The sequence below is a fragment of the Bacillus luti genome (assembly GCF_009739945.1).
Lineage (GTDB): Bacteria > Bacillota > Bacilli > Bacillales > Bacillaceae_G > Bacillus_A > Bacillus_A luti.
In genome coordinates this window covers 2,461,062-2,484,498 of the sequence record NZ_CP040336.1, presented here as the reverse complement: position 1 = coordinate 2,484,498, position 23,437 = coordinate 2,461,062, and the positions used below count along the sequence as shown (strand labels likewise).

The 23,437-nt window shown below is 32.9% G+C and carries 25 protein-coding genes; 7 read left to right on the top strand and 18 right to left on the bottom strand.

The features are described 5' to 3' along the window. Window positions 1-159 precede the first annotated feature (159 nt). From EUC40_RS12665 to EUC40_RS12655, 3 genes are all read right to left on the bottom strand, one after another. Window positions 160-426, bottom strand: a complete 267-nt coding sequence (locus EUC40_RS12665; protein ID WP_000426493.1) for a hypothetical protein — start codon at window positions 424-426, stop codon at window positions 160-162. A 135-nt stretch (window positions 427-561) separates the two neighbouring features. After that, a complete protein-coding gene (locus tag EUC40_RS12660) occupies window positions 562-1,122 on the bottom strand; it encodes an AAA family ATPase (protein ID WP_156575522.1) in 561 nt (186 codons plus the stop codon). A gap of 101 nt (window positions 1,123-1,223) precedes the next feature. Beyond that, on the bottom strand, window positions 1,224-1,985 hold the full coding sequence (locus EUC40_RS12655) for a class I SAM-dependent methyltransferase (RefSeq protein ID WP_156575521.1): 762 nt from the start codon (window positions 1,983-1,985) through the stop codon (window positions 1,224-1,226). 204 nt (window positions 1,986-2,189) lie between these two features. Here EUC40_RS12655 and EUC40_RS12650 point away from each other — a divergent pair, with 204 nt between their 5' ends. Then, window positions 2,190-2,468 (top strand): hypothetical protein, encoded by a 279-nt coding sequence (locus EUC40_RS12650; RefSeq protein WP_156575520.1) that lies wholly within the window; start codon window positions 2,190-2,192, stop codon window positions 2,466-2,468. Window positions 2,469-2,545: 77 nt separating this feature from the next. On the opposite strand, the gene EUC40_RS12645 is transcribed toward EUC40_RS12650, so the two are convergent. The 3 genes from EUC40_RS12645 to EUC40_RS12635 form a co-directional block, all read right to left on the bottom strand. Then, window positions 2,546-4,285 (bottom strand): Xaa-Pro dipeptidyl-peptidase, encoded by a 1,740-nt coding sequence (locus tag EUC40_RS12645; RefSeq protein ID WP_071711945.1) that lies wholly within the window; start codon window positions 4,283-4,285, stop codon window positions 2,546-2,548. A gap of 136 nt (window positions 4,286-4,421) precedes the next feature. After that, window positions 4,422-5,798 (bottom strand): HAMP domain-containing sensor histidine kinase, encoded by a 1,377-nt coding sequence (locus tag EUC40_RS12640; protein WP_156575519.1) that lies wholly within the window; start codon window positions 5,796-5,798, stop codon window positions 4,422-4,424. Beyond that, window positions 5,791-6,438, bottom strand: coding sequence for a response regulator transcription factor (locus tag EUC40_RS12635; protein ID WP_156575518.1), 648 nt, complete (start codon window positions 6,436-6,438; stop codon window positions 5,791-5,793). Before EUC40_RS12635 ends, EUC40_RS12640 begins: the two co-directional genes overlap by 8 nt. A gap of 122 nt (window positions 6,439-6,560) precedes the next feature. Here EUC40_RS12635 and EUC40_RS12630 point away from each other — a divergent pair, with 122 nt between their 5' ends. Both EUC40_RS12630 and EUC40_RS12625 read left to right on the top strand, forming a co-directional pair. Next, window positions 6,561-6,977: a hypothetical protein gene (locus EUC40_RS12630; RefSeq protein WP_156575517.1), complete on the top strand. Its 417-nt coding sequence runs from the start codon at window positions 6,561-6,563 to the stop codon at window positions 6,975-6,977. Window positions 6,978-7,261: 284 nt separating this feature from the next. Next, window positions 7,262-7,585, top strand: coding sequence for a hypothetical protein (locus tag EUC40_RS12625; protein ID WP_156575516.1), 324 nt, complete (start codon window positions 7,262-7,264; stop codon window positions 7,583-7,585). Window positions 7,586-7,742: 157 nt separating this feature from the next. On the opposite strand, the gene EUC40_RS12620 is transcribed toward EUC40_RS12625, so the two are convergent. The 3 genes from EUC40_RS12620 to EUC40_RS12610 form a co-directional block, all read right to left on the bottom strand. Further along, window positions 7,743-8,195 (bottom strand): GNAT family N-acetyltransferase, encoded by a 453-nt coding sequence (locus tag EUC40_RS12620; protein WP_156575515.1) that lies wholly within the window; start codon window positions 8,193-8,195, stop codon window positions 7,743-7,745. 79 nt (window positions 8,196-8,274) lie between these two features. After that, window positions 8,275-9,666, bottom strand: coding sequence for a 5'-methylthioadenosine/adenosylhomocysteine nucleosidase (locus EUC40_RS12615; protein ID WP_156575514.1), 1,392 nt, complete (start codon window positions 9,664-9,666; stop codon window positions 8,275-8,277). A gap of 22 nt (window positions 9,667-9,688) precedes the next feature. After that, complete coding sequence (locus EUC40_RS12610; RefSeq protein ID WP_156575513.1) at window positions 9,689-11,278, bottom strand: M3 family metallopeptidase; 1,590 nt, start codon at window positions 11,276-11,278, stop codon at window positions 9,689-9,691. Window positions 11,279-11,640: 362 nt separating this feature from the next. Here EUC40_RS12610 and EUC40_RS12605 point away from each other — a divergent pair, with 362 nt between their 5' ends. Beyond that, entirely contained in the window at window positions 11,641-12,228 is a 588-nt protein-coding gene (locus tag EUC40_RS12605) for a GNAT family N-acetyltransferase (RefSeq protein WP_156575512.1), read from the top strand. Between the two features lie 154 nt (window positions 12,229-12,382). Here the strand turns inward: EUC40_RS12605 and EUC40_RS12600 are convergent, their stop codons facing one another. After that, window positions 12,383-13,243 (bottom strand): DegV family protein, encoded by an 861-nt coding sequence (locus EUC40_RS12600; RefSeq protein ID WP_156575511.1) that lies wholly within the window; start codon window positions 13,241-13,243, stop codon window positions 12,383-12,385. 229 nt (window positions 13,244-13,472) lie between these two features. Here EUC40_RS12600 and EUC40_RS12595 point away from each other — a divergent pair, with 229 nt between their 5' ends. After that, window positions 13,473-13,877, top strand: coding sequence for a GNAT family N-acetyltransferase (locus EUC40_RS12595; protein ID WP_156576938.1), 405 nt, complete (start codon window positions 13,473-13,475; stop codon window positions 13,875-13,877). A 297-nt stretch (window positions 13,878-14,174) separates the two neighbouring features. Here the strand turns inward: EUC40_RS12595 and EUC40_RS12590 are convergent, their stop codons facing one another. The 3 genes from EUC40_RS12590 to EUC40_RS12580 all read right to left on the bottom strand — a co-directional run bounded on the left by EUC40_RS12590 (window position 14,175) and on the right by EUC40_RS12580 (window position 17,201). After that, complete coding sequence (locus EUC40_RS12590; RefSeq protein WP_156575510.1) at window positions 14,175-15,248, bottom strand: BC_2427 family protein; 1,074 nt, start codon at window positions 15,246-15,248, stop codon at window positions 14,175-14,177. Window positions 15,249-15,377: 129 nt separating this feature from the next. Further along, complete coding sequence (locus tag EUC40_RS12585) at window positions 15,378-16,070, bottom strand: CsxC family protein (RefSeq protein ID WP_156575509.1); 693 nt, start codon at window positions 16,068-16,070, stop codon at window positions 15,378-15,380. A gap of 360 nt (window positions 16,071-16,430) precedes the next feature. Beyond that, window positions 16,431-17,201: a GNAT family N-acetyltransferase gene (locus EUC40_RS12580; protein ID WP_156575508.1), complete on the bottom strand. Its 771-nt coding sequence runs from the start codon at window positions 17,199-17,201 to the stop codon at window positions 16,431-16,433. 290 nt (window positions 17,202-17,491) lie between these two features. Here EUC40_RS12580 and ycaC point away from each other — a divergent pair, with 290 nt between their 5' ends. Further along, window positions 17,492-18,127: an isochorismate family cysteine hydrolase YcaC gene (ycaC, locus tag EUC40_RS12575; RefSeq protein ID WP_156575507.1), complete on the top strand. Its 636-nt coding sequence runs from the start codon at window positions 17,492-17,494 to the stop codon at window positions 18,125-18,127. A gap of 195 nt (window positions 18,128-18,322) precedes the next feature. Here ycaC and EUC40_RS12570 read toward each other — a convergent pair whose 3' ends face one another. Then, on the bottom strand, window positions 18,323-19,102 hold the full coding sequence (locus EUC40_RS12570) for a BC_2878 family exosporium-associated protein (RefSeq protein ID WP_156575506.1): 780 nt from the start codon (window positions 19,100-19,102) through the stop codon (window positions 18,323-18,325). Window positions 19,103-19,356: 254 nt separating this feature from the next. Here EUC40_RS12570 and EUC40_RS12565 point away from each other — a divergent pair, with 254 nt between their 5' ends. After that, complete coding sequence (locus EUC40_RS12565; protein ID WP_071711933.1) at window positions 19,357-19,677, top strand: hypothetical protein; 321 nt, start codon at window positions 19,357-19,359, stop codon at window positions 19,675-19,677. Window positions 19,678-19,731: 54 nt separating this feature from the next. Here the strand turns inward: EUC40_RS12565 and EUC40_RS12560 are convergent, their stop codons facing one another. From EUC40_RS12560 to EUC40_RS12545, 4 genes are read right to left on the bottom strand one after another with little or no spacing between them, the layout of a single operon-like run. After that, the gene (locus tag EUC40_RS12560) at window positions 19,732-21,267 is read right to left on the bottom strand and encodes an MDR family MFS transporter (RefSeq protein ID WP_071711932.1); all 1,536 of its coding nucleotides are present in this window, start codon (window positions 21,265-21,267) and stop codon (window positions 19,732-19,734) included. Between the two features lie 24 nt (window positions 21,268-21,291). Further along, the gene (locus EUC40_RS12555; protein WP_156575505.1) at window positions 21,292-21,999 is read right to left on the bottom strand and encodes a polymer-forming cytoskeletal protein; all 708 of its coding nucleotides are present in this window, start codon (window positions 21,997-21,999) and stop codon (window positions 21,292-21,294) included. 18 nt (window positions 22,000-22,017) lie between these two features. Further along, a complete protein-coding gene (locus tag EUC40_RS12550) occupies window positions 22,018-22,728 on the bottom strand; it encodes a bactofilin family protein (protein WP_071711930.1) in 711 nt (236 codons plus the stop codon). Window positions 22,729-22,741: 13 nt separating this feature from the next. Beyond that, window positions 22,742-23,365 (bottom strand): YhbD family protein, encoded by a 624-nt coding sequence (locus EUC40_RS12545; protein ID WP_000102262.1) that lies wholly within the window; start codon window positions 23,363-23,365, stop codon window positions 22,742-22,744. Window positions 23,366-23,437: the final 72 nt, after the last annotated feature.

The following is a 23,437-nucleotide window of genomic DNA, read 5'->3' as shown; positions in this document are numbered from 1 at the left end:
TCCTTATATAAAAAAATACGTTGGATGGTTATTTAATATAAAAATAATACATAACAAGATTTGAATTATATTAAAATAGCATCATCTTTAAACACTATTATACTATAACATAAAAAAGCATTTCCCAAAATAGGAAATGCTTACTTAGTATATCATGCGTTACACAATATCGATTGCCACATGCGGTTTACTATAGTGACTCGTACCACCGCCACCCACTATTACTTTTCCACCTTTATCGAACACTAATAATTTTCTCGAACCATCAGCAAGTAATACAATTACTTCTGCACCATTACTTGTAGCTATATAATTTACATAACCACTTTTTGAAATACAAGTTGTCCAATTCTCATCGAACTCTGATCTTAAAACTCTATTCGAATAAACTTGATTTTCGACTCTTCCTGGTTGTGCATTTTCCAAGTTTATTTCCCTACTTTCTTATATTAAATTTTCATTTAAAATAACGATTATTTTACAATAATCTCCTTTAATATAAGTATTTTATGAAATTTTTAGGAGAATGCTTGGACGATGAATGCATAAATTCAATAAGCTTTATAATTTAAATTTCTCTTTAATCATTTTTGCTACTACTCTAGCAGTTACATGCGTGTTATTAATTTTTATATATTCTTCACTTTTAATTTCACCATGCAGTGAATTCACCCTATGTTTTTTTAATGTCTCTTTTAAATTTCTTTCAGACCACTCAATATCTCTTTTTTTCGGTTTATGCTCTAATCTATGCGGACTTTTATTACGTTCCAATCGTTCATCTAAGTCTGCTTCCAGCTCTACAAAATATACTGTTCCACCTTTTGATTCAAAAATACTTACTATATGATTTATATATTCCCAATCAGATTGTAGGTCAAATGCCCAAACATATGTAAATATCATTCCATATAAGTTACTTTTAGATACTTCTTCAAATAGTTCATTCCGAAACAAACTCACTAACCTTTTTGCTTCCTTAGTGCTGTAATCAAAAAATGGACTAACGAAATCAATTGTCATGTGATTATGAAACAGCTTCAAATCGGTTATTTTCTCTAATTCATGTCCAACCGTCATTTTCCCAACTGCTTGTGGGCCGAATACTATTACAAATTTCATTCCTTTCCCCCCGGTCTATTTTTCTATAGACAATTACATAAAGTCGAAAATAAGGCAGCCGATTTAATATCGATTGCCTTATTTTTATAATAGTTCCTGTACTATTGTTTTCTAATTGCTTCAAAAGTAAGCATTTGATTTGCATTTGACGGTTCTTTTTCATAAACGTAGTCAGCAGAGCAAGTAATGTTAAAGAAACCTATACTTTCTAAAAGAAGTCTAAATTCGCCTATTCCATACCAACGCATCGCGAAGCGTTGCAGTTCTGTTTGTATTAATTGTCCTTCACTCCATTTTTCATATTTTAGATATGATAGAGTAACTTGATTCAGCCAATCTATTTCAATTGATTTATTTTCTAATGTAATTCCGTCTCCGCTTGGCAAAGAAAAGGTCGATGTATGGATTTCTCCAGTTTTCCAGTCATGTGGAAGCACAATATCTACGATTAATCTTCCGCCTGGATTAAGATGTTCGTAAAAACATTTCAATGCGTTTATTGAATCATCACGATTCTCAATTAAACAAAAGGATCCCGTGGGAATGATAATTGCTTCATACCTATGTGGCAGAGAAAATTGTTGTAAACTTGCTTCATATAAATGAGGATGTAATCCTCTCTCTTTACAACGTTTACGGCAAGAATCTAGCATTTCAGGTGAATAATCTATCCCATCCACTGTCAATCCAAACTCAAGAAGCGGGATAATGACACGCCCTGACCCTACTGCCGCTTCGAGAATTCTTCCTCTACAATTTTTTAAACGTTCTTGGTAATACTCAATATCACCATTTAAAGAATAACCGACAGGCTTTGTGTAATCATAAAGTTCCGTGCAAAGTGTACTATAAAAACTAAACATTTATTTTCTCCTCCGTTTTATACGCACGGAAGATTTTAATTCAATTAATCTTCCTGTACCTTAAATTTTAATAATAATTCGAAAGAGCTGACTGTCATAATATATCACTCGCTTTCCATAGAATATAATCATATTGTATAACATTTCCTTCAAAACGCACATATATAAATTGAAAATTCGCACTTATAGCAAAAGGAGGATATGATGAATTCATTAATAATATTTCTTTTTCTTCTTATCGCTTTCAATACTCTAATTTTCTTTATAGCAAAGAAATATAAGCAAACATGGAAAATAGCTAGTTGTATTTTCATTCTTGCTTCTCCCCTTGTTTTCTTCACCACTTTGCACGTGATTGGTGAAAAAGTAGGAGATGGGTTCGCTGGAGCTATTGCGGGGCTGACCTTTAGTGGGCTCTTATTCATTAATGCAATAGTTTTATTTGTTATAAGTTTTTTTGTTTCTACCAATAAAAGTTCATAATATATCATCACATTTATAAACAGTATCATTTCAAAAAACAAAGAACTTACTGTCGTAAGCTCTTTGTTTTTAACCATTTATTTCACAATCGGTAATGTCACTTCACTTAATTTTACTGTTAGTTTCGTTCCAGCTTTCGGTCTAATTGTATAGTCGTAGTCACTTGCGATTAAAACTACTCCTATTTGATGCCCAGCTTTAAATACATAGTCATCTGGTTGCATGTCCCATGTAAATGTATAATCTTTACCTGGTTGAAGTGCTGTTGAATTTTTTATACTATTTAAGTTTTGCGGATCCATCCAACCTCTCGTAACGATTTCAGGCTTCGCTCCGCCGTAATCAACAAGTAATGCCGTTAAATTAGATACAGAGCGATCAATATTTCCTTTAAATGAAATCTTCGGTGTACCGCTAATACGTGTATCTTTTTGTAGTACAGGCATTGTGTACACTAATCGATTTGCTACTTCTAGCTCCGGTTTTTCTACTAATTGATTTGATTTTATTTTTGCATCATCTACAATCGAGAAAACTTTATTAATAGATCCCATACCTAATGGTAAATTAACTGCTTTATTACTTAAATACATACGAATTTTTGATGGAACAGCTGCTGGATCTGGCCAATTTTTCAACTTTTCCCATGTTTTATTTTCTCGTTGTACATCAACCATTGGTTCATCCATAATTCCATTTTCAATTCCGTACAACCAATAGTCTAACCATTTATTTTGTGTTTGCTGCCAGTTATTACTTGATGTTCCGCCGTGTCCACCTTGATGTAACCACATTTTGCGAGGTACATCATTTTCTCCAAGCGCATCCCACCATTGCGCGAACTGCTTCGTTTTTACATTCCAATCATTTAAACCATGAACGACGAATACGCTTGCTTTTATGTTTTTAGCATCTTTGACATAGTTTCGTTTATCCCAAAAATCATTATAATCACCAGTTTTCCGGTCTTGTCCAGCAGTGAGTTCTTTAATTATCGGGCCACAAACTTCTGGATTCTGTCTTGTCAGCACTGCCTCTGCCATATTATCTGTATCTTCTCCTTGATATCCACCTGGAGCAATGACTGCACCATTTGCGCGATAATAATCGTACCAACTACTAATCGCTGCGATTGGAATAATCGTTTTTAATCCTTCAACTCCAGTCGTTGCAACAGCATTTGGTAATGTACCATTGTAAGAAACCCCTGTCATACCTACATTTCCTGTAGACCAATCAGCTTTAACTTCCTCACCATTTTCTGTATATGCCTTCGCACGTCCATTCACCCAATCAATGACAGACTTCGTCCCAAGTATTTCTTGTTCATCTCCAGTTGTAGGACATCCATCTGATTTACCAGTCCCAATACTTTCCCCTAAAATAACAGCATAACCTCTTGGCACGTAATAGTTTCCGTATGAGCCAAGATTAACCGCCCCATATGGCTTTCCTCCATACGCATACAATTCTTCATCTACATTATAAACCGGAACATCTTTTAACCCTGACCGATACGGGCTCATTTCATAAATAACAGGAACCTTCACATTTGGATCAGTCTTTGGACGCATAACCTTTATCGATACACGGTCCCTTTTACCATCGCGATCACTATCAACTTCTGTCTCTACAAATAAATTTTCAATAATTGCTTCATCAAGAGAATAAATTGGTTTTGTCATCCCATTTTCTAATTCAATTTTCGTACTGCTTGTCTCTTCTTTCTTCTCTGCATGCACATCCGTTGTCAAGTTAGGTATAAAAGTTGCAGATAGCATTGCTGACAGTGTAATTGCTATTTTCTTTTTACTCAAAATGTTCCCTCCCCTTTATTGCTCTCTTTTACTATATAACAAAATAACTGAAAATTCAGTTTTAATTTTATATAAAAGTTGAGAAATTATCTATTATCGATAATTTCTCAAACTGTAAAAAAAGACTAATCCTCCATTAGCCTTTTTTTATATTCACATAAAATTGTACCTCTTCATTTATAATAGAGACACCATAATCAAAACTATGTCTCTCTAAAATACTTTTTACTATCGCTAGTCCTAATCCTGTACCTGATTTTTCTTTACTTCGCGAAGACTCTAAAACGTAAAAAGGTTCCCAAATTTTATCGATATCTTTAATTTGTTCAGCATCAATACCGTTTTGAATACTAAAATATACACCATCTATTCTCTCTTCTAAATTAATTTTTATATTTTGATTCGTAGTATATTTGATTGCATTAGAAATAAAGTTCTGAAACACCATTCCCATTTTATTTACATCCGCATAAACAATCGAATCATCCGCATTGTATTTCACTCGCAACTTAATTTCTTTCGACTCCAATTCAATCTTATGCTTATCTATTATACTTTGGACTAGTGGTTCAATAGGGAATTCTTCTTTTTGTAAACTATCTCTTTCTAATTTGGAAAATCGTAATAGTTCTTCAATTAAGTTTGATATTTGATCTGTTTGTTTAATAATGGTATTTAAGTATGTACCATCATCTAAACCGTCTTTTATTCCGATAGAGTATGCTTTTACTAATGCGATTGGTGTTTTTAATTCATGAGTAACATCACCCATGAATCGTTTTAAATGTTCATTCCGATCTGTTAAATCTTGATGTGCCTCATGTAACTTATCGCTCATAATATTGATACTGTTGGCTAAGTCGCCTATTTCATCATTCGTTTTCACTTTCGTTCGTTTAAACTTCAAACGTGAAATATCTTGAGCTACATCACTTAGCTCTTTCAGTGGCGTCGTTATTATTTTGGAAAGTATCCACACAAGTAAAATAATAAGTAGGAGTGAGAAACAAAAAATGTATAAATAAAATGTATTTAACGTTTTTATAATTTCGTTAGAATGTGCAATAGAAGTCCCAATTAAAATTAGCGAATCATCTTTCGCAATATATTTAGCAAAGAAGCTGGCTTTTAACTTCTCTTGATCATACAGTTTATTCGATTGTCCTTCCATTTTCACTTTTAGTACTTCGTCTTTCGTAATCCAAAGTTTATTTAGCGTTACTTTCTTTTTCGTAAGTTGCATGCGTAAAGCTTCATTCATATCCTCTTCTGGCTGATTGATTGGTGTATATGCAATTGTAACGTTATTTTCACTTTCGATTGTATGAATAACTTCTTCAAAATCTTTAACTGATGCATTTTGTATTAGTGTTGTAAATTCATCCAAATTCTCACGTGTTTTGTAAATATGATATTTCGGTAAGAGATAGTTGATTAATAATAATGAAATCGTAAAAATTAGAATGACCGTTAAAGAAATGCTGAGAAATAGCTTTTTTCCGAGTTTATTCACTTTGTTCCTCCAAACTATATCCGAGCCCGCGATGCGTCTTTATAACATTCTCCCCTATTTTCTTACGCAATCTTCTTACATGCGTATCAACCGTTCGCTCTTCCCCAAAATAGTCAAATCCCCATACGATATCTAACAGCTTTTTACGAGTTAAAATCATCCCTTTATGCTGCAAAAAGCACTTTATTAACTGTAGTTCGGTTTTTGTAATTTCTAACTCTATATCATTTTTAAACACTTTATTTTTCGCGAAATTGATCTTAACATCTTGCACTTGAATTACATCATCATGCTGTACAAGTTTTTTCGCTCGAGTAATTAGTACCCCTGGATGAAATGGCTTTTTTACGTATTCATCTGCTCCACTTTGAAGCGCAACTAATTCGTCTTCACTTTCACTTTTCGCCGTAAGCATTAACACTTTTACACTTGAATTCTTTTTTATTTCCTGACAGACTGCAATACCACTCTGTTTCGGCATCATCCAATCTAATATAGCTAAATCTACTCTCTCATCATAAAAAATTTGAAGTGCTTCTTCCCCGTCTTTCGCTAACAAAACCTCAAAGCCTTCTTTTTCAAAATAAGCTTTTAAAATTTTTAACATATCTTGTTCATCATCTGCGATTAATACTTTCACTCTTATTCCTCCATTACTTTTAAGCAAAAAACCAATTGTATCATACAACGTCTTTGTTACATGAATGTGACAGAAAAATATTTATAGCATCTGAGGGCATAGTAATAATGAGGTGTTGTATTATGTTAAAAAAAATCGGGGTCATTACTTTTCTGTTTTTCTTATTATCAACAAATGCTTTTGCAAATATAAATAAACAAATTGAAGTGTTTGATTGTCAAAAAGAAATGGTCGTTCAAAAACAATCTTTAGATCCAGCAACTGAAAAAGAGGCAGTCCAATACGCTAAAGCAATCACTGGTCCATTTAAAAACTTAAACGTCGTTCCGAAAGATGGCCATATGATAAAAATCCCTTTAACTAAACCAGTTTCTATCGTAAATCAATGGTTACATTCAACGATTGATGAAGTACTTATTTTACTTCCTCTGAATGAAAAACCTTATATTATGCTTTACGATGATGAAAATAATCCTCATTTTTATTATGTGAAAGGTGACCCAAAGGTTCTATTGAAACAGATGAAAGTTAAAATGTAATTGATTACAGAAAAGTTACCTCATCAACTAAAATTTAGTTGATGAGGTTCTTTTTTGTACTATTAAATTTGTATACGAAATTATACAAACATTATTTTTACTATTAGCCTTCAAAAAATGATAGCTACTTCTATACGCAATTAAACCGTTATCTTTAAGTTTGAAATCCCTCTAAAACTCTCCCTATTTTTAAGTTCCAATCCTTATATAATCATTTAATTGTCCACACTGATTTGTTGGACAAGCATAAAATAAAATAAATCTACTATAAAGGAGAAGCAAATATGAAACACCATCGTATACTTACATGCAAACTCATCTCATTTGATGGGACAACACTGACTGGTGTCATTAAAAATGGTATTACGCTGACTGCGACTGTAATATCCAAAACAATTTATCATGTAACGAACCTCAATCAATATATCCCTACTGATCCACTCCTCCCACTAATCGCATCCTATAATAAAGCCGTTAGATCAGGTAAGAGCACCATCATTTGGAATGCCGTAACGCAGCTAGCAAACGCCGGAGCAAATGTACAAGTTCGTTTGGAACCTTATAGCACTATCATAACTTCCTTTCGCCCTACATTCTCAATAATATAGATTGGATGACTTCACCACTACTGAATATAGAAACCACTTCGACGGAAACTATTCTAATTCCCATCATAAATCATCGATGCCTTGATTGGTTCCTAATCTCATTTTCACAATATAAATCAACAACTAAAATAGCTGTCCAAAACTTTTCTTTGGACAGCTACTCCTGTAATATTTTATAATGACTAGAGCCTTTATACATGTTCCCTCTTACAAATCCATTTGCCAAATAGAACGCATTACCCTGTTTTGTATCTGTATGTAAAACAACAATTTGAAAGTATTTTTCCGCATGACTTAATAGGCGATTTAATAATAAGTTCCCTAACCCTGTACGCCTATAGTCCTTTGAAATATAAAATCTCCTTAACCGGCCAATCTTATTGTTTTCTGTATATGGATCCACATTTAACCCTCCAATTCCAATTAACTTTTCTCCTTGAAAAATACCATATAAACATTCAACAGTTTTATTAAATGTATTTATCTCATTTTCATATTCATTTATTAGTTTTAATAGGAAATTAAATCCTTCGTCTTTACTTTCTTGAACAAGATAGTCGTATTCGTATATCATTAAATCTTCAATTTGTTGAATGTATATATCTTTCAAGTTAATTCCTCCTCTATGAAAATACATAAAAATGCTCAAGAATCATTTATTCTGAGCATTTTTATGATTATTACCTTATTCAACTCGTAGCATGCGTATTCTTCACTCCAGATACTATCCCCTTCAACTCCAGTAAATCATCTATTACTATATCTGCCTGAGCAAGTTCCTCTTCTTGCGCAAAATCAAAATTGCATCCAATTGCGATTAAACCGTTATCTTTCGCTGCATTTATATCAGATAATCGGTCACCAACTACAGCTGCTTCTTTTATATCATATTTGTTCAAAATACTTTTTACTAAGTCGCTTTTATTAAGTGAGTTTATTTGTTCAATACTAAATGTTTCAGTAACCCATTGATCTAAAGCATAATACGATACAATTGCTCGTAAGTATTCAGTTAAACCATTACTAGCAATATAAATTGAACAATTATTTTCTTTTATGTATGTAAAAATTTCTGTTACGTTCGGATATAAGGCACCTTTTCCGCTTTTAATGTTTTCAATTAATCTTTCTAAAAAATATGCATCTGTTTGTTCTCTTACTTCAATAGAATGATTCGGTAATAAAGCTTCCCAAACTTTCGGTAACGGCACACCCATGATTTCACGGTATTTTTCAATTGGCGTTACCGTATCCCATAATTGTAATGATCTTAAATGATCAAAAGTATCATCTAACGATAACTCTAAAATTTTATCAGTTTGAAATAACGTTCCGTCCATATCAAAAATTAATGCTTGTAACATGTCATTCTCTCCTTTTGAACTATAAGTTTTACTCGAAATATTTTTCAGCATCTCAACGATAATTTCTGAACAATAATTTGCGGCAGTTTTCGCGAAGTCATCATAAGAAATTTGAGCCTCATCGTCTGCACTGTCAGAAATACATCGTATAACGAGAAATGGTACTTCATTTATGTAGGCGACATGTCCAATTGCTGCACCTTCCATTTCTGTACAATGCGGTGCATATTCATCTATTAATTTCGCTTTTAGTTTTGAATCTTCAACAAAACATTCACCGCTTACAATTCTTCCTTCATGAACCTTCATATGTAAATTACTGCTATTGCACGCTTTACGTGCTAATTCTATTAATTTCTTACTTGCATTAAATTCTTCTTGGAACGGGAATAAGTTTTTCATTTGAGTCTTACTTACATCATGATGTGTAACATTTGTTGAAATCACTATATCACCAACTTTCACATCCGGGTGTAACCCGCCAGCAACACCCGTATTGATGATAGCATCTACATCAAATTTATGAATTAATGTTTGCGTACATGCGGCTGCATTTACTTTCCCTACACCAGAACGTGTAATAATTACTTTTGTTCCCATGAATTCGCCAATGTAAAAAGGCATTCCCGCAATCGTCTGTTCTTCTTCTATAACTAGTTTTTCTAAAAGTAAGTCTATTTCAATTTGCATTGCTCCGATAATGCCGATTCTGTTCATGTATGTTGTCCCCTTTTTCACTCTAAATAAGCCTCAAATATTCATTAATATCTTTAGAAATTTGTTTAAAAGCTTTATCCCAAAATGCATAACTTGCTATATCTATTTCAAAATGTTTTTTCATAAGTTCTTCCACTGGAGCTTTTCCTGTTTCTCGTAAAAACTCCTTATATTTCGGATGAAAAATATTTTTACTTTCTTGAGCTATTTCTAATAAACTAAAACTAGCTAAATACCCAAATGTGTATGGATAATTATAAAAAGGTACATCTGCTATATAAAACTGAACATATTTCATCCAAACAAACGGCTGATATTCTGATAACGCATGCCCATATGCTTTTTCTTGCGCTACTATAGATAATTTCTCGATTTCATCAGCACTTAAAGGACCTTCTTTACATTTTTCATAAAAGTTCTTCTCAAATTCAAATGATGCTCGAATTGCCATTATATAATTAAAACCGTTTCTTATTTTCCAATTAAGCAATGACTTTTTCATTTCTATACTATCTGTTGTTTGAATTAAATAGTTTAAGAGTACCATTTCAAAGAAAATAGACGCCGACTCAGCTGTACTCATTGGCAAATAATCATCTAAAAAAGAAGTAGATTGTTCAAAGCTCATATTATAAAAATGCCATGCATGTCCTAGTTCGTGTGCAAGTACTCTTACACTATCGATACTTCCGTCATAACGCATAGAGATCCGTGATTCTTTTTCACCGAAGAAAGGAGCACAAAAGCCACCTGGTGGTTTATTCTCTCTCGGTTCCGCATCTACCCATCCACTCTCTATTGCATTACGTGCAAATTCTGCTAATTCTTCATCAATATCTTTTAATGCATCATATATGTTTTGTACTGCTACTGAAAAAGGGATACTAGCCTCATTATTTTCCTTTACGGTCATAAGCTCATGCCATGAAATCGATACTCTGTCATTCTTATACACATTTAAAGCACTTACTAATTTATCAAGGTTTTCTTCTGTCACATTCCACATTTGTAATAATACAGTTTCAGAAATGCCATTCGCATATAGTGATTCTGTTAAAATCTCTCTATTTTCTAATTCATTACTCTTTGTATTACGTAATCTCCCTATTTGATTTAATACAGTAGCAAAAATTTCTTTTTCCTTATGTAAGGCATTTGTTAATAACTCGAATACTTCTACTCTTTCTTTTTCATTATCACTATTCATTGCAATATTATTTGCTTGGCCAAATGACAATTGCTTATTATCGTGCTCTATTTCTATTTTATTCCTTAATTGTATGTACATACTTTCCCATGCGTTAAGTTCATCTTTTATTAACATAGCATTAATATTATCGGAAGTTACCGCTTCACTTTGTTGTATTACTTCTTGCACTTCCCTTTTTAATTCTTTTACTTTCGCAGTTTCTATAGTAACCTCAGATGAAACAGTTTCTTCAGCCGATCGGCAATACAAATAGTACTCTGCCTTTTCAATAGCTTGGATAAGTTTTGAAAGAGTTTCTACATCGTATGCAACACTATATTGCGCTTTCAACTCCACTAGCGGATAAATAAAATCTTCATTCGAATACAATCGATCTAAATTCCACCTAGCAACCTCTTGCATTTTTATAGTTGCCTCCTTTTTTACAAATAGTTACCAATAATTACTGCAAGACAATTATATATGAAATAGATAATTTTTAACATATTTAAATATTCATATTTTAACAAATAAAAAAGATGATTCTATTCATATCGGTATCCCCTATTGATAGATCGTAAAAAAGGAAATCTGCTAATATTGCAAAAGGTCATGTTCAGTAACTCCCCAAAATATGGGCATTAATATGTCTTTTTAGATTGTCAAGATATTGTCAAAGGCTATACTTAAATATATAATGATACGAATATTAACATAACAATCAAAACGTACTAACCTTTCCGATATATATAATGGAAATATAGTAGAAAGTGAGGAAATAACTTATGACAACTCATATCGTACAATCAACCGATTATAATCAAGTATCTGGTGTAGTACGACGTGAAATTGCTGTAATGCTACAGCGGGTTTGGCCAGATTCCGATCCTCTTCCTGAAGAAAAAATTCCTGAAACACATCTTAAAGAATTTAATGTACGCTCATTTTATTCCTATATAGATGGAAAGTTAGTCAGCTATGCAGGTGTAGTACGTAAAACTATCAATCATAATGGTCAAACATTTAATTTAGCCGGCCTTAGTTGTGTAGCGACTAATCCAGATTATCATGGCGAAGGTTTAGGTTTACAAACAGTTGCTGCAGCTACCGAATGGATTGAAAAACAAAACGATATAGATTTCGGAATATTTACTTGTAAACCAGCTTTAGCTCCCTTTTATAATCGTGCTGGCTCTTGGTCTGTAATACCCGATGTAGTACTTATCGGTAGAGAAGGCGAGAATACTTTATCCAGTAAATCATTAGAAGTTGCTGTTTTAATGCGCTTGTTTTCAAAGAAAGCACATTCCCATAAATCAATATTGCACCATACTACAATAAACCTCAATTTTCCAGTTGGACAGTTTTTATAATATACATCAACAAAAACTACATGCCTCCTCATAAAAAGACATTTATAACTTTAATATGCAAAAGATGGTTCCGGTATAATACCGGAACCATCTTTTTTCAAGTCAGCTATCAATCAAAGCATAGCAAAAAAGGATTGATCAAAAGATCAATCCTTTACTCTACTTCATTTAAGAAGAATAGCGTTATAACACCAGGTCCAGTATGTGCTCCGATTGCTGCACCAATTGTATTCACGATAAATACTTCACAGCCAAATCTTTCTGTAATTAATGCTTTTAATGCTTCAGCTGTTTCTAAGTCATCACCATGAGTCATAGCGACCGTTTGACCTTTTAAGTCTTTTCCGCGCTCTTCCATAATATCTACAATTCGGCCAAGCACTTTCTTTTTCCCTCTTACTTTTTCTAGTGGTACAAGTTTTCCTTCTTCCACGTTTAAGATCGGCTTAATGTTTAGTAAACCACCGATGAATCCTGCTACTTTACTTAAACGTCCACCTCTCACTAAGTACTGTAAGTCAGCTACAGTGAAGATATGTTCCATATGGTTCATTAGAAAATCAACACGCTTTAAAATATCTTCTTTTGATGCGCCGTCTTTCGCCATTTTAGCAGCTTCTAATACGACAAGCCCTTGACCAAGCGAAGCACATTTCGTATCGATAATTTCTAAATCTAAATCAGCATATGTTTCTTTTACTTCTTCTTTAATAACAACTGACGATTGATATGTACCAGATAGTTCAGATGAAAAAGCTAAATATATACAAGGATTACCTTCTTTTGCATAAGAAACAAATTTTTCTTGGAACGTTTCAAGTGAAGGCAATGACGTTCTATACACTGCGCCTTCTCTCATGTTTTGCAATAATGTAACTGAATTTAATGTAACTCCATCTAAATACTCTGTTTCTGCTTCATCATATACACGGAGTGGAATTAAATCAATATCATATGCCTGCAGCAATTCTACCGGTAAATCCGCCGCACTATCCGTAATGATTTTAACACCCATTTTTAAACCTCTATTCTGTTAAAAATATAAAAAATAATAATATTAAATAATAGTACTTTTAAATTATATACGTAAAACTTAAATGAAGAAAGGAAAAGACTTTATATTGTATGCACTATTCATCAAAACTTGAACTGTAAATAAAAATCGTTTCAATTTAACCGCTTTCTAAGTTCTGTATATTCTTTATAATAAGAATGGATAGAATTTTCCAGGGGCATTGATACAAATAAGCATTCAAATAGCTACATTTAATGATTTAGAATGGATTAATAATCAATATAAATCGATAGGTTTTGTAACAATTGACTTAATGCGAGATATAGTTGCGATCATTACATGTAACGATGAATATGCAGGTGTTGGACGACTTGTTCAAATAGATAAAGTTACTATAGAAATGGGCGGGATTTTTATTCTCCCTAAATTTAGAGGTCTACAATTAGCTAAAAAGCTCGAGTCATTCTTAATACAAACTGCGAAAAAATTAGAAATACAAAACGTTTATTGTCTTCCTTTTGAAGAACTCAAAAGTTTTTATACAACAAAAGAAATTGTCCATCCAATTATTCTAAAAAAATATAATTGGTGTTTAGAAAATTATGATAAACATGTATTACTATTTAAATTGTGAGTCCTGTAAAAAAAGAAGTGAAAACACTTTATATTACACATCAATTTATAGCAAGTAATTATCAATGTTTTTTATTAAATTCTTAAATCAAACCACATATACTCCAAATATTATCTCTGTTTTTAATTAGTGTTAGTAATTTTGTTTTCAAACATGTTAGCACTTATTTTTACATAGATCTAAATAGATTCATATAATAAAGTAACTATCCCCGTTAGCAAAAATTAGTCTTTATAAATATTACACTGAATTTATTGAGGGAAAACCATTTGTAGAATTTAGGGAATATAATCATTTTTATTTAATTCGCACATGTACTTCCTGTTCTTGTATTACTTGAACGACTAATTCCAGTACAATATTTTGCATTAATTGATACGCATTATTATGAAATGTACTTTGTTCTGATATGTATTCAATACATTGATAAATATAGCCTTCTACAAATAAGCTCCCTTTTTCAACTGTAAATGTATTTTGTCCTTTTTTTATTACTTTTGGCACTAAGAATTCAGATTTTGTCAAAACAATCTCCTGTTCCACCTCTTTTATTCCTATGACTTTTTCTTTAAATACAACTTTTTCTCGTAAAATAATTTCACCTTTATATTTTCCTATTTCTATTGGTAGCTTGGCTGTTATAACATTATTTACTTCTCCTTCATTTTTATCCTCTAATATTATGCTATGTATAGGGGTCCATGAAGATGTCTCTACCTTATTCTCTTCAATATTCCCTATGACTTTATTATTATATAATTCCATAAGCACTCTCTTTTCATGAAGGTTAAAACAAACTATTTCACAATAAGCCTCCGGATGATACTGTTGTACTGTAGTTAATAACTTAGAATCTAATTCACACCCACCTAAATCTTTTTCATTTCGAAAAACAAACTCTTCTTGATTTTTTATATTTATTTTTGGAAACACTTTAAAACTAGACACTTCAGATATAATTGAAAATGGTATTTTCACTACCATTGAACGCACTGAATGTTCTATTTGTGATTTAGATGTTATGCCTTCTTGCTCTAATGCAGATGTTGCATCTTCTTTTTTTACTTCAGAAACCTCCTCTTCTTTCTTTACTTCAGGGACCTCCTCTTCTTTCTTTACTTCAGGGACCTCCTCTTCTTTCTTTACTTCAGGGACCTCCTCTTCTTTCTTTACTTCAGGGACCTCCTCTTCTTTCTTTACTTCAGGGACCTCCTCTTCTTTCTTTACTTCAGGGACCTCCTCTTCTTTCTTTACTTCAGGGACCTCCTCTTCTTTCTTTACTATACTTTCTCGTGAATTATCTTGTTTATTCAGATTTTTACCCTTGTTAATTTCATCCCACAGCACCTTACCAATCCATGGCTTATTCATCACCATCCCCCCATCTAATAAAATCCAGAAAAATTCATCATTTCTTACGTATTCATTTTCATCATTATATATGTTTTTTAATTATAAAAAAGACATTGTCTTTTTATTAAAGACAATGTCTTTTCGTTCTTACGCTTGTACTTGTTGTACTTGTAACACTTTTAAAGTGAGATCTAGTACAATTTTTTCACGAAGTGTATCAAATGAATCGTTTAAAGGGGTAGGACATGGTGAAAAATCTAATTCAAAGAAATTAGCTGCAATTAATTCGCAATATGGTTGTTCATTATAATAAACTGTGTTTTCAAAGAAATACTTGTCCAAACGCGGCAAATCACCATTTTTAGGATTGATGAAATGAGAAGCTGCGTCTGAAGAAGCTGCGATTAGAGGGAGTGTAAAAAAGTCAGTTTCAGTTAAGTCTGCAAATCCAGAAAAATGAACATTAGCGATACGATCAAATAAAGGTGCATTACATGTTGCAGATGCATATTCAATATTTTTGCGAATATAGCCTTCTACAAATAATTTCGCTCTAGTTACTCTGCGGTAATTTGTACCAGGTACCGGTGTAAAAGCAACTGGTACTAACTTGCATTGTGTTAAAAATACATTTTTTAATACACGTTTGATTTCAACTGCTGGAGGCTCAAGCGGAATATTTGCTTCTACAACAATTTGTACCGTTCTCTCAGCTAAGACAACTGGTACTTTTATTAATGGGGCTGGTGTAATAATAGGTGCTGCAGCCTCATCGGATAGTGGCGTTTGAGTTTGTGACTCAACCTCACAAGGTACATTAATTGGACATTCTTCACTCATATTTATAGTCTCCTTTATACAAAAAATTTAGAATTAAATTAACTCTCTATACTGTATATGTACTTCTTCTATTAATGCATAGGTTTGTATCATAGTCACTTTTATCATTTAATAATATAAAGAGTAATTTCTTTAAATAGATCAACACATACTACTTAATATTTTGGGCCTATACAAATATATACCTAGATAAATTAGACTTTCTTAACCTTTGTCATGATAGAAATAATAAGAATGCTGAAATTAATTTTTATCTTCTATAAAAATTAAAAACCGACTAAAAAAGCCGGTTTTTTTATAGATTGCAAAAGTCCCCTCATCATTCTTTACGTTATTCAATTCGTACAAATCCTCTTTCATTTATCTATTATCCACAAAATAAGTATCATATGCCTTATCAAAAACATATCCTAACTTTTCTGCTAGTTTTGCAGATGTAGTATTCGCTGCATCCCAGTTTGGATATATCTCTTTTTCTAAACAGTCCAAGATTAGTGCTGCACTAACTATAGTCGCCAATCCTTTTTTTCTATAATTGTGATCAGTCGCTACTTCAATTTCAATCCCTTTATCATAAATGCTATATGATGATGCACCGCATACAACTTCTCCTTTATGCAAAATACAATACCCTATACCTCGGTTTATATAATCTTCAACTGATTGAAATTGACTTATAAAATCTTCAGAGACTTTATGTAATGTAGGGTTATTTACGATATCTTCATCTACTCTTCTTAACTCGTATCCTTTTGGAAGCACTGATATAAAAGATTGTAATTTTGAACGATTAAAAACTTCCGCATTACGTTTAAATTTATAGCGTAAAAACTTATCTATTTTTCTTCCGTAAAATGTTTCTAAACGCTTTTTCCACTCTTCACTATTCACGATTACTAACATTCTATCAGGAATATTACGTACTAATTCTTCTGTTTCTTTCGCATTTGAATCCCCAGCATAAAATGTGAAAATCCCTATCGTAACTTGCGCTACTGTTGGATTTTCAAGATTATTTACCCAAGCGGTACCCATATGTCCCTGTAAATAAGAAAGTAAAACAACGTTATTGAAATCTTCGAACATAGTAACTAGTTTTTCTCTTGTATACATATTCGCTTCATATATCATTTATATTCCTGCTTTCATTAGAATCAATGTACCTCTACTTTTTTCATAAGTCCTTTTATTCTACATATAAGCAAACATCTACTAAATTCCATATAATTATAAAATATTCATAAATATAAAATTATTATAACACCTAATCAAAAAAGTAAAATTCACTTTTGCAATTTCAAAATATATATCTTCATATCTAAATAAAACCAATTTATTGAAAAACTTTTTCACGTATACCAAACCCATCTAACTAACTGTAAGATTAATTTGTAAATAAACTTTTTAAGGGGGATTATAAAATGTCTGATTTTTATTCTCGTCTTTCAAAAAGTGATTCCGCTGTTCTTCTTGTGGATCACCAAACTGGTCTAATTTCTAGCCTAGTGCGTGACTATGGCACTGATGAGTTCAAAAACAATGTTTTAGCTCTTGCAAATACCGCTAAGTTTTTTGATCTACCGGTTATTTTAACAACTAGCTTTGAAGATGGCCCAAATGGCCCACTTATGCAAGAATTAATTGAACTTTTTCCAAATGCGCCTAAAATAGCGCGTCCTGAACAAATAAACGCATGGGACAATGATGAATTTGTAAAAGCTATTGAAGCAACAGGTAAAAAACAGCTAATTATCGCAGGCGTCGTTACTGATGTTTGTGTTGCATTCCCAGCGCTATCTGCTGTAAATGCAGGATATGAAGTGTTTGTGGCAACTGATGCATCTGGAACTTTTAATAAACAAGTCGCTAATGCCGCTCTTATGCGTATGGCCCATGGGGGAGTTCAACTCATGAACTGGTTTAGCGTTGCAGCTGAATTACAGCGTGACTGGAGAAATGATGTTGAAGGCTTTGGAGCTTTACTTGCTAAGCACCTTCCAAGTTATCAAAATATCATCGGAAGCTACATGGGAGCTCAAAAAGAATTTAGTAAATAACACAATTATTAATTAATCTTAATAAAAGTTACTCACAACTATTTACATAGTAAAAAAGGGCTACTTCAATAGCCCTTTTCTTATTTGCTTTACTAACATTCATATTAACAAAGCAATTTTTTCGTTAATACAATTCAATTCATATATATAAAAACTCTCACTATCTTGTAAGAGGATTAATCAATTATAAATACGCTATATCTCCTTCTTAGAAGTAAAGGATTCTATGGCACCATTTGTATATATTTTAGTCACCTTAATAATTGACTTGTACGTATTATTGTCATTATTTATTATCTTTTTCATTTCTTCTATTTCAGCATTACCAGTTTCACTCTCCATTCTCAAACAATTCGAAATGTTGAGGTATCCACTCGATGCGAAAAGAATAATAAACGTAAGATCAGGGAAATTAATGAACAGTATTCCAAATTTCAAAGGATTCCCAGCCGTATCAGATAAAACTAATCGAAAATTTAACAGTTCCGGTACTTGAATAAAGTCTTTAGAAACAACTGCTTCCCCAACTATTGTAACCTGCTTCACTACATTGCCATTTTCATCTGTAAACTCAGTACAACTAGGTGCATCAATTGTTTTTGCTTGTAGTGATAAATTCAATTCTGAATTGTGAAAGTCAAAAAAAAGTGTACTCCCCTCTGTTAAACATCGTGGACAAACATCTCCAAGCAAACTAAAATCCTCTTCAATAAATTTAACTTTCGTTTTACAACTACACACTTTTCCTATTCGAATTGCATCAATCCTAGAGCAATCTACAAAAATAACTTCATTATCCTCTTGTACGAAAGATACGATACCATTCCTCTTATTAAATGAAAGAAAATAAGATACAACAATTTCGTTTCCGGCGATTACAATACTCTCAACTTTTGTAAAAGGCTTTAGATTTCGCAAAAATTCACAAATACTATTTTGGCAACAACGATAATTTCGTTTCGGCTCACAACCCACTTACACTCCATCCCTTCCCTATATGTTTTATCTAATACATATAATATGAGCGGAATATAAGAAAAGCTTGGACAATATAACTTTAACGTAGGAATACAGTTCCCGATTCATAATATGAATAAGGATCTTGCACCAATAATGAGTGATAACACATATTTTTTACTATAAATACATATAACAATTTCATCTTTCATGAAAAAAACGTTATAATGAGGTGTAGCCTCTACGATTACGTTATAAAGGAGATTAAAACAATGGCTAAAATTAAAGTGTACCAAGCAAAAGAAGAAAATGTGGAAGCAGTAAAAAACATCATTGATGTTGAGGAGCAAAATCCAACTGCTGAAAACTTACAAAATCTATACGCATGTGTATTAGATACTGAAGATATGGCATTGCCTGAATCATACATTGAAGAAGATATCTTAATTGATTCTATTGAAGTTATGGTTAACGCTTCTCAAAGCAAAGTAAGAGACTTAGGTGCATACGATGTAATCGAAGTTCAAAACAAAGGTAAGAAAACACAAATTTTATTACTTGCAGACGAAGAATACGAAATTATCGAAGGCTAATCTAACACCGTACATACGAAAAAGCTCCTTTCCAATTGGAAAGGAGCTTTTTCATTATGCTTTTGATGTCTCACTCTTTTTATTCGTTTGTTGTTTCTTAATTACCATGCGCTCATTTCCCATAAAGAAAATAAATATGAATGCTAAACCAGCTGGTACCAATGCCCACATAAATGTTTGGACAATTGAGCTAGAAAGAGCGTCAATAATTTTATCTAATATTTGCGGTGGAATTTGAGATCTTGCCGATTCTGATAGAATAGCTCTTGAATCTCCTAAAGCGTTTGTATTCATTCCCCCGCTCATATCTTTAAATGCTTCTTCTAATTGATCTTGGAAACCTGTTCTTTGGATCATTCCGAAGATTGTAATACCTAGTGTCATTCCTAATGAACGAATGAAGTTACTCGTTGAAGTCGCAGATCCACGCTGTTCCATACCGAAGTTATGAATTGAAGCCATACTTAGTACAGAGAATGAGAAACCTACTCCAAATCCGATAATAATCATATAAATAGTTAATAAGGCACGACTTGTTTCTGGCGTTAACGTACTTAATAAGAATAATCCGATGAGCATAATAACAGCAGAAATAATCATAATGTTTCGGTAGCTCAGCTTAGTCGTTAAAAATCCGCCTAACTGCGCTGTTACGACTGATCCTAGCATCATAGGTAAAAGTAATAATCCTGAGTTTGTTGCAGTCCCGCCATATACACCTTGAATGAATAACGGAATGTACACAGTTGCTGACATAAATGCAGCTCCGTAACATAATGCAATAATGGTACTCATTCCGAATAAGCGTTGTTTAAACATTTCAAATGAAATGATTGGTTCTTCTACTTTACGTTCAATAAATATAAATGCAATGACTAAAATAGCGAATCCGCCAAATAAACTTAAAATAAAGCTAGAATCCCAATCATACTTTTGTCCACCAAGTTCTAAAGCAAACATTAAAGAAACTACTGCACCAACTAAAGTAATTGCGCCAAACCAATCAATTTTTTGCTCTCTATGAACTCGTGACTCTTTATAAAAGAATGTGATAAAAATAAGTGCTAAAACGCCAAGCGGTAAGTTAATATAAAATACCCAGTGCCAGCTAATGTAATCTGTAATATATGCGCCAAGTAACGGCCCGAAAATACTTGATAAACCAAATACCGCTCCGAATAATCCGCCCATTTTCCCGCGCTTTTCAGGAGGGAAAATATCAAAAACGATAGTAAACGCGATCGGCACTAATGCCCCGCCGCCAATACCTTGGATGGCACGATAAATACCTAACTGTGTAATATTTTCAGCAGTCCCACAAAGTGCCGAACCAATCATAAAGACAATTAAACCGAAAATAAAAAATCTCTTTCTACCATACATATCTGATAGTTTACCGAAAATCGGCATACCTGCCATTTCTGCGACCATATAGGCAGAAACGACCCATACAAAGTTTTCAAGGCCTCCTAAGTCACCAACAATCGTTCCCATCGCCGTTACGACAATGGTATTATCCATTGATGCCATTAGTATACCTAGCAATAAGCCCGCCACAACAAAGCCGAGCTTATTATTCTTCTCAACCATATCTCGTATTCTCCCTCGTACTACTTATATTTGTTTATGTTCTTTGACGAATGCATTTCCTTTCTGATTAAAACTAGTATGATATTCTACAACACTAATTTCACATCCAGGTCCAATTGTAATGTTGTTTCCTCTTACTACTTCAGCAATAGTATGTTCTAAATAAACATCATCTCCTTCAATAATTGATGTTTGAAGGTTCCCAGCATGACTTATAAATGGAACGAATCGCGATTTTTTACGAACTGTAATCTTTTTACCCCCGATTTCTCTTATTTTACTTCCTTCATAACGGAGTGAAATTTCAATATTTTCGGCATTAAGTAATCCATCACTTTCAAGACCACCCGTTAGTGATAGTTCCTCCACTTCAATATCTCCCTTCACATTTAAAGCACCTTTTACATCGACAAAATCACCTGAAAACTTTCCTGCAATATCTATCATACCTCTAACTTTTATTTTTTCAATATGAGCATCACCATTTATTTTTGTGTTACCGTATACTTTTATATATTCAGCATTTACATTCCCTTGTACTTCACTATCTCCATACACGACATAATTTTTAACTTTCATATTACCGCGCACGTCGCTTGTGCCGTACGTTTTAAAGTCATTGCAACTCATATCGTTAGAAATTGTTCCTTCGCCGCGAATCTTCACTTTATTATAATCTCCGCCTGCCGAACTACCCGAACCATTCACTGTAAGACTATGTTGATGTTCCATACTGATTTCTCCCTTCCCTTACATCTGCTTAATTTCTTTTACATTTGCACTTTTATCAACAGTAAGAACACCAGTATACTCAATGAGTTCAATCTCACAGTTCGGTCCTACTGTAACATTGTTTCCTCTTACCGTTTTTATGTGAGCATAATCAATATCGATATTGTCACCTTCTAATAGTTCAGCTTCTAACTGCAAACCAAATACTGTTTTAAACAGCCTACTTAATGTACCTGATCTATGTCTTACTTTAATCGTTTGACCGCCAATTTCTTTCGCTCGACATGTACCGTGAATATTAATATTTATTTCATCAGCGCTTAATAATCCGCCAATTGTAAATTGTCCTTCTGAAGAAAAAGTATCCACTTCACAATTACCGTCAATTGTGGCTTGACCATTGACTTTAAATTCTTCACCAGTGACATTTCCACCTATCGTACCTTTTCCTGCAATTTTCAAACTGTCTGCCTTTACATTTTGCGTAATTGTTGCTTTTCCATCAATTCGCATCGTTTCAGCATGAACTGTGCCATCGACTTTACCAGATCCGCTAATTCGTGCACTATTACTTTTCAAATCGCCAGTAACTGCACCGTAACCGTTACATTCAAATTGCTCACATTCAACATTTCCATTCACAGTCCCTTTTCCATTTAGTTGTACTTTATAAAACTCACCACCATTCGATGTACCATAACCGTTTATAATTAAATTTTCTGTACGCATTATTTCTCCTCCACTACAATAGTTTAGTTTTTAATGCTTCGGTATATTTCATAATTGCTTCGCGTAAAACAATCTTCGTTCCCTTTTCAAAAATCAAATCTTCAACATTTGATACTAATAAGCATGTAGAAATCCCCATTTTTCGGATCATAACTAAGTCACAATTTTTATGCTTAATCGCTTCATAATTTTCTCGTAACACTTGCAGAACCATTTTCCCTTCTTCCAAACTAACTTCGCCTGACTGTAATAATTCTTCTAACATATACACATAAAGAATATCTACAAATCGAAAGTCTGCCGTTTTGTTCGTTTGCTCTATGAAGAATTGTAAAACCGATTCTGATGTAATCCCTTTACGAATGATATCTTCTTTCGTTAAAAGAATCTCTGTCACACTTGGTGAAAACATATTCGCTAATTCATCTAGTGATAAATCCTCTTTCATCGTTTGGATTTTATCTATACGCTCTAATATCTTTTCTTTCGGAAAAAATGTCTCTTGACCAGTGAATGTTGACTTCCGAACAAACCAATCTTCCGGAATTAAATTTTTTCTCTTCCACCTATATAACTGTCCATATGAAATACCAGTAAGCTCTAATAAATCTTTTTTTGAAATTAAATCTGTACTCAACTGTATAACACTCCTTCCTGATAACAATGTAACATAACACTGTTACGCTGTAAATATACTTTTATAACATGT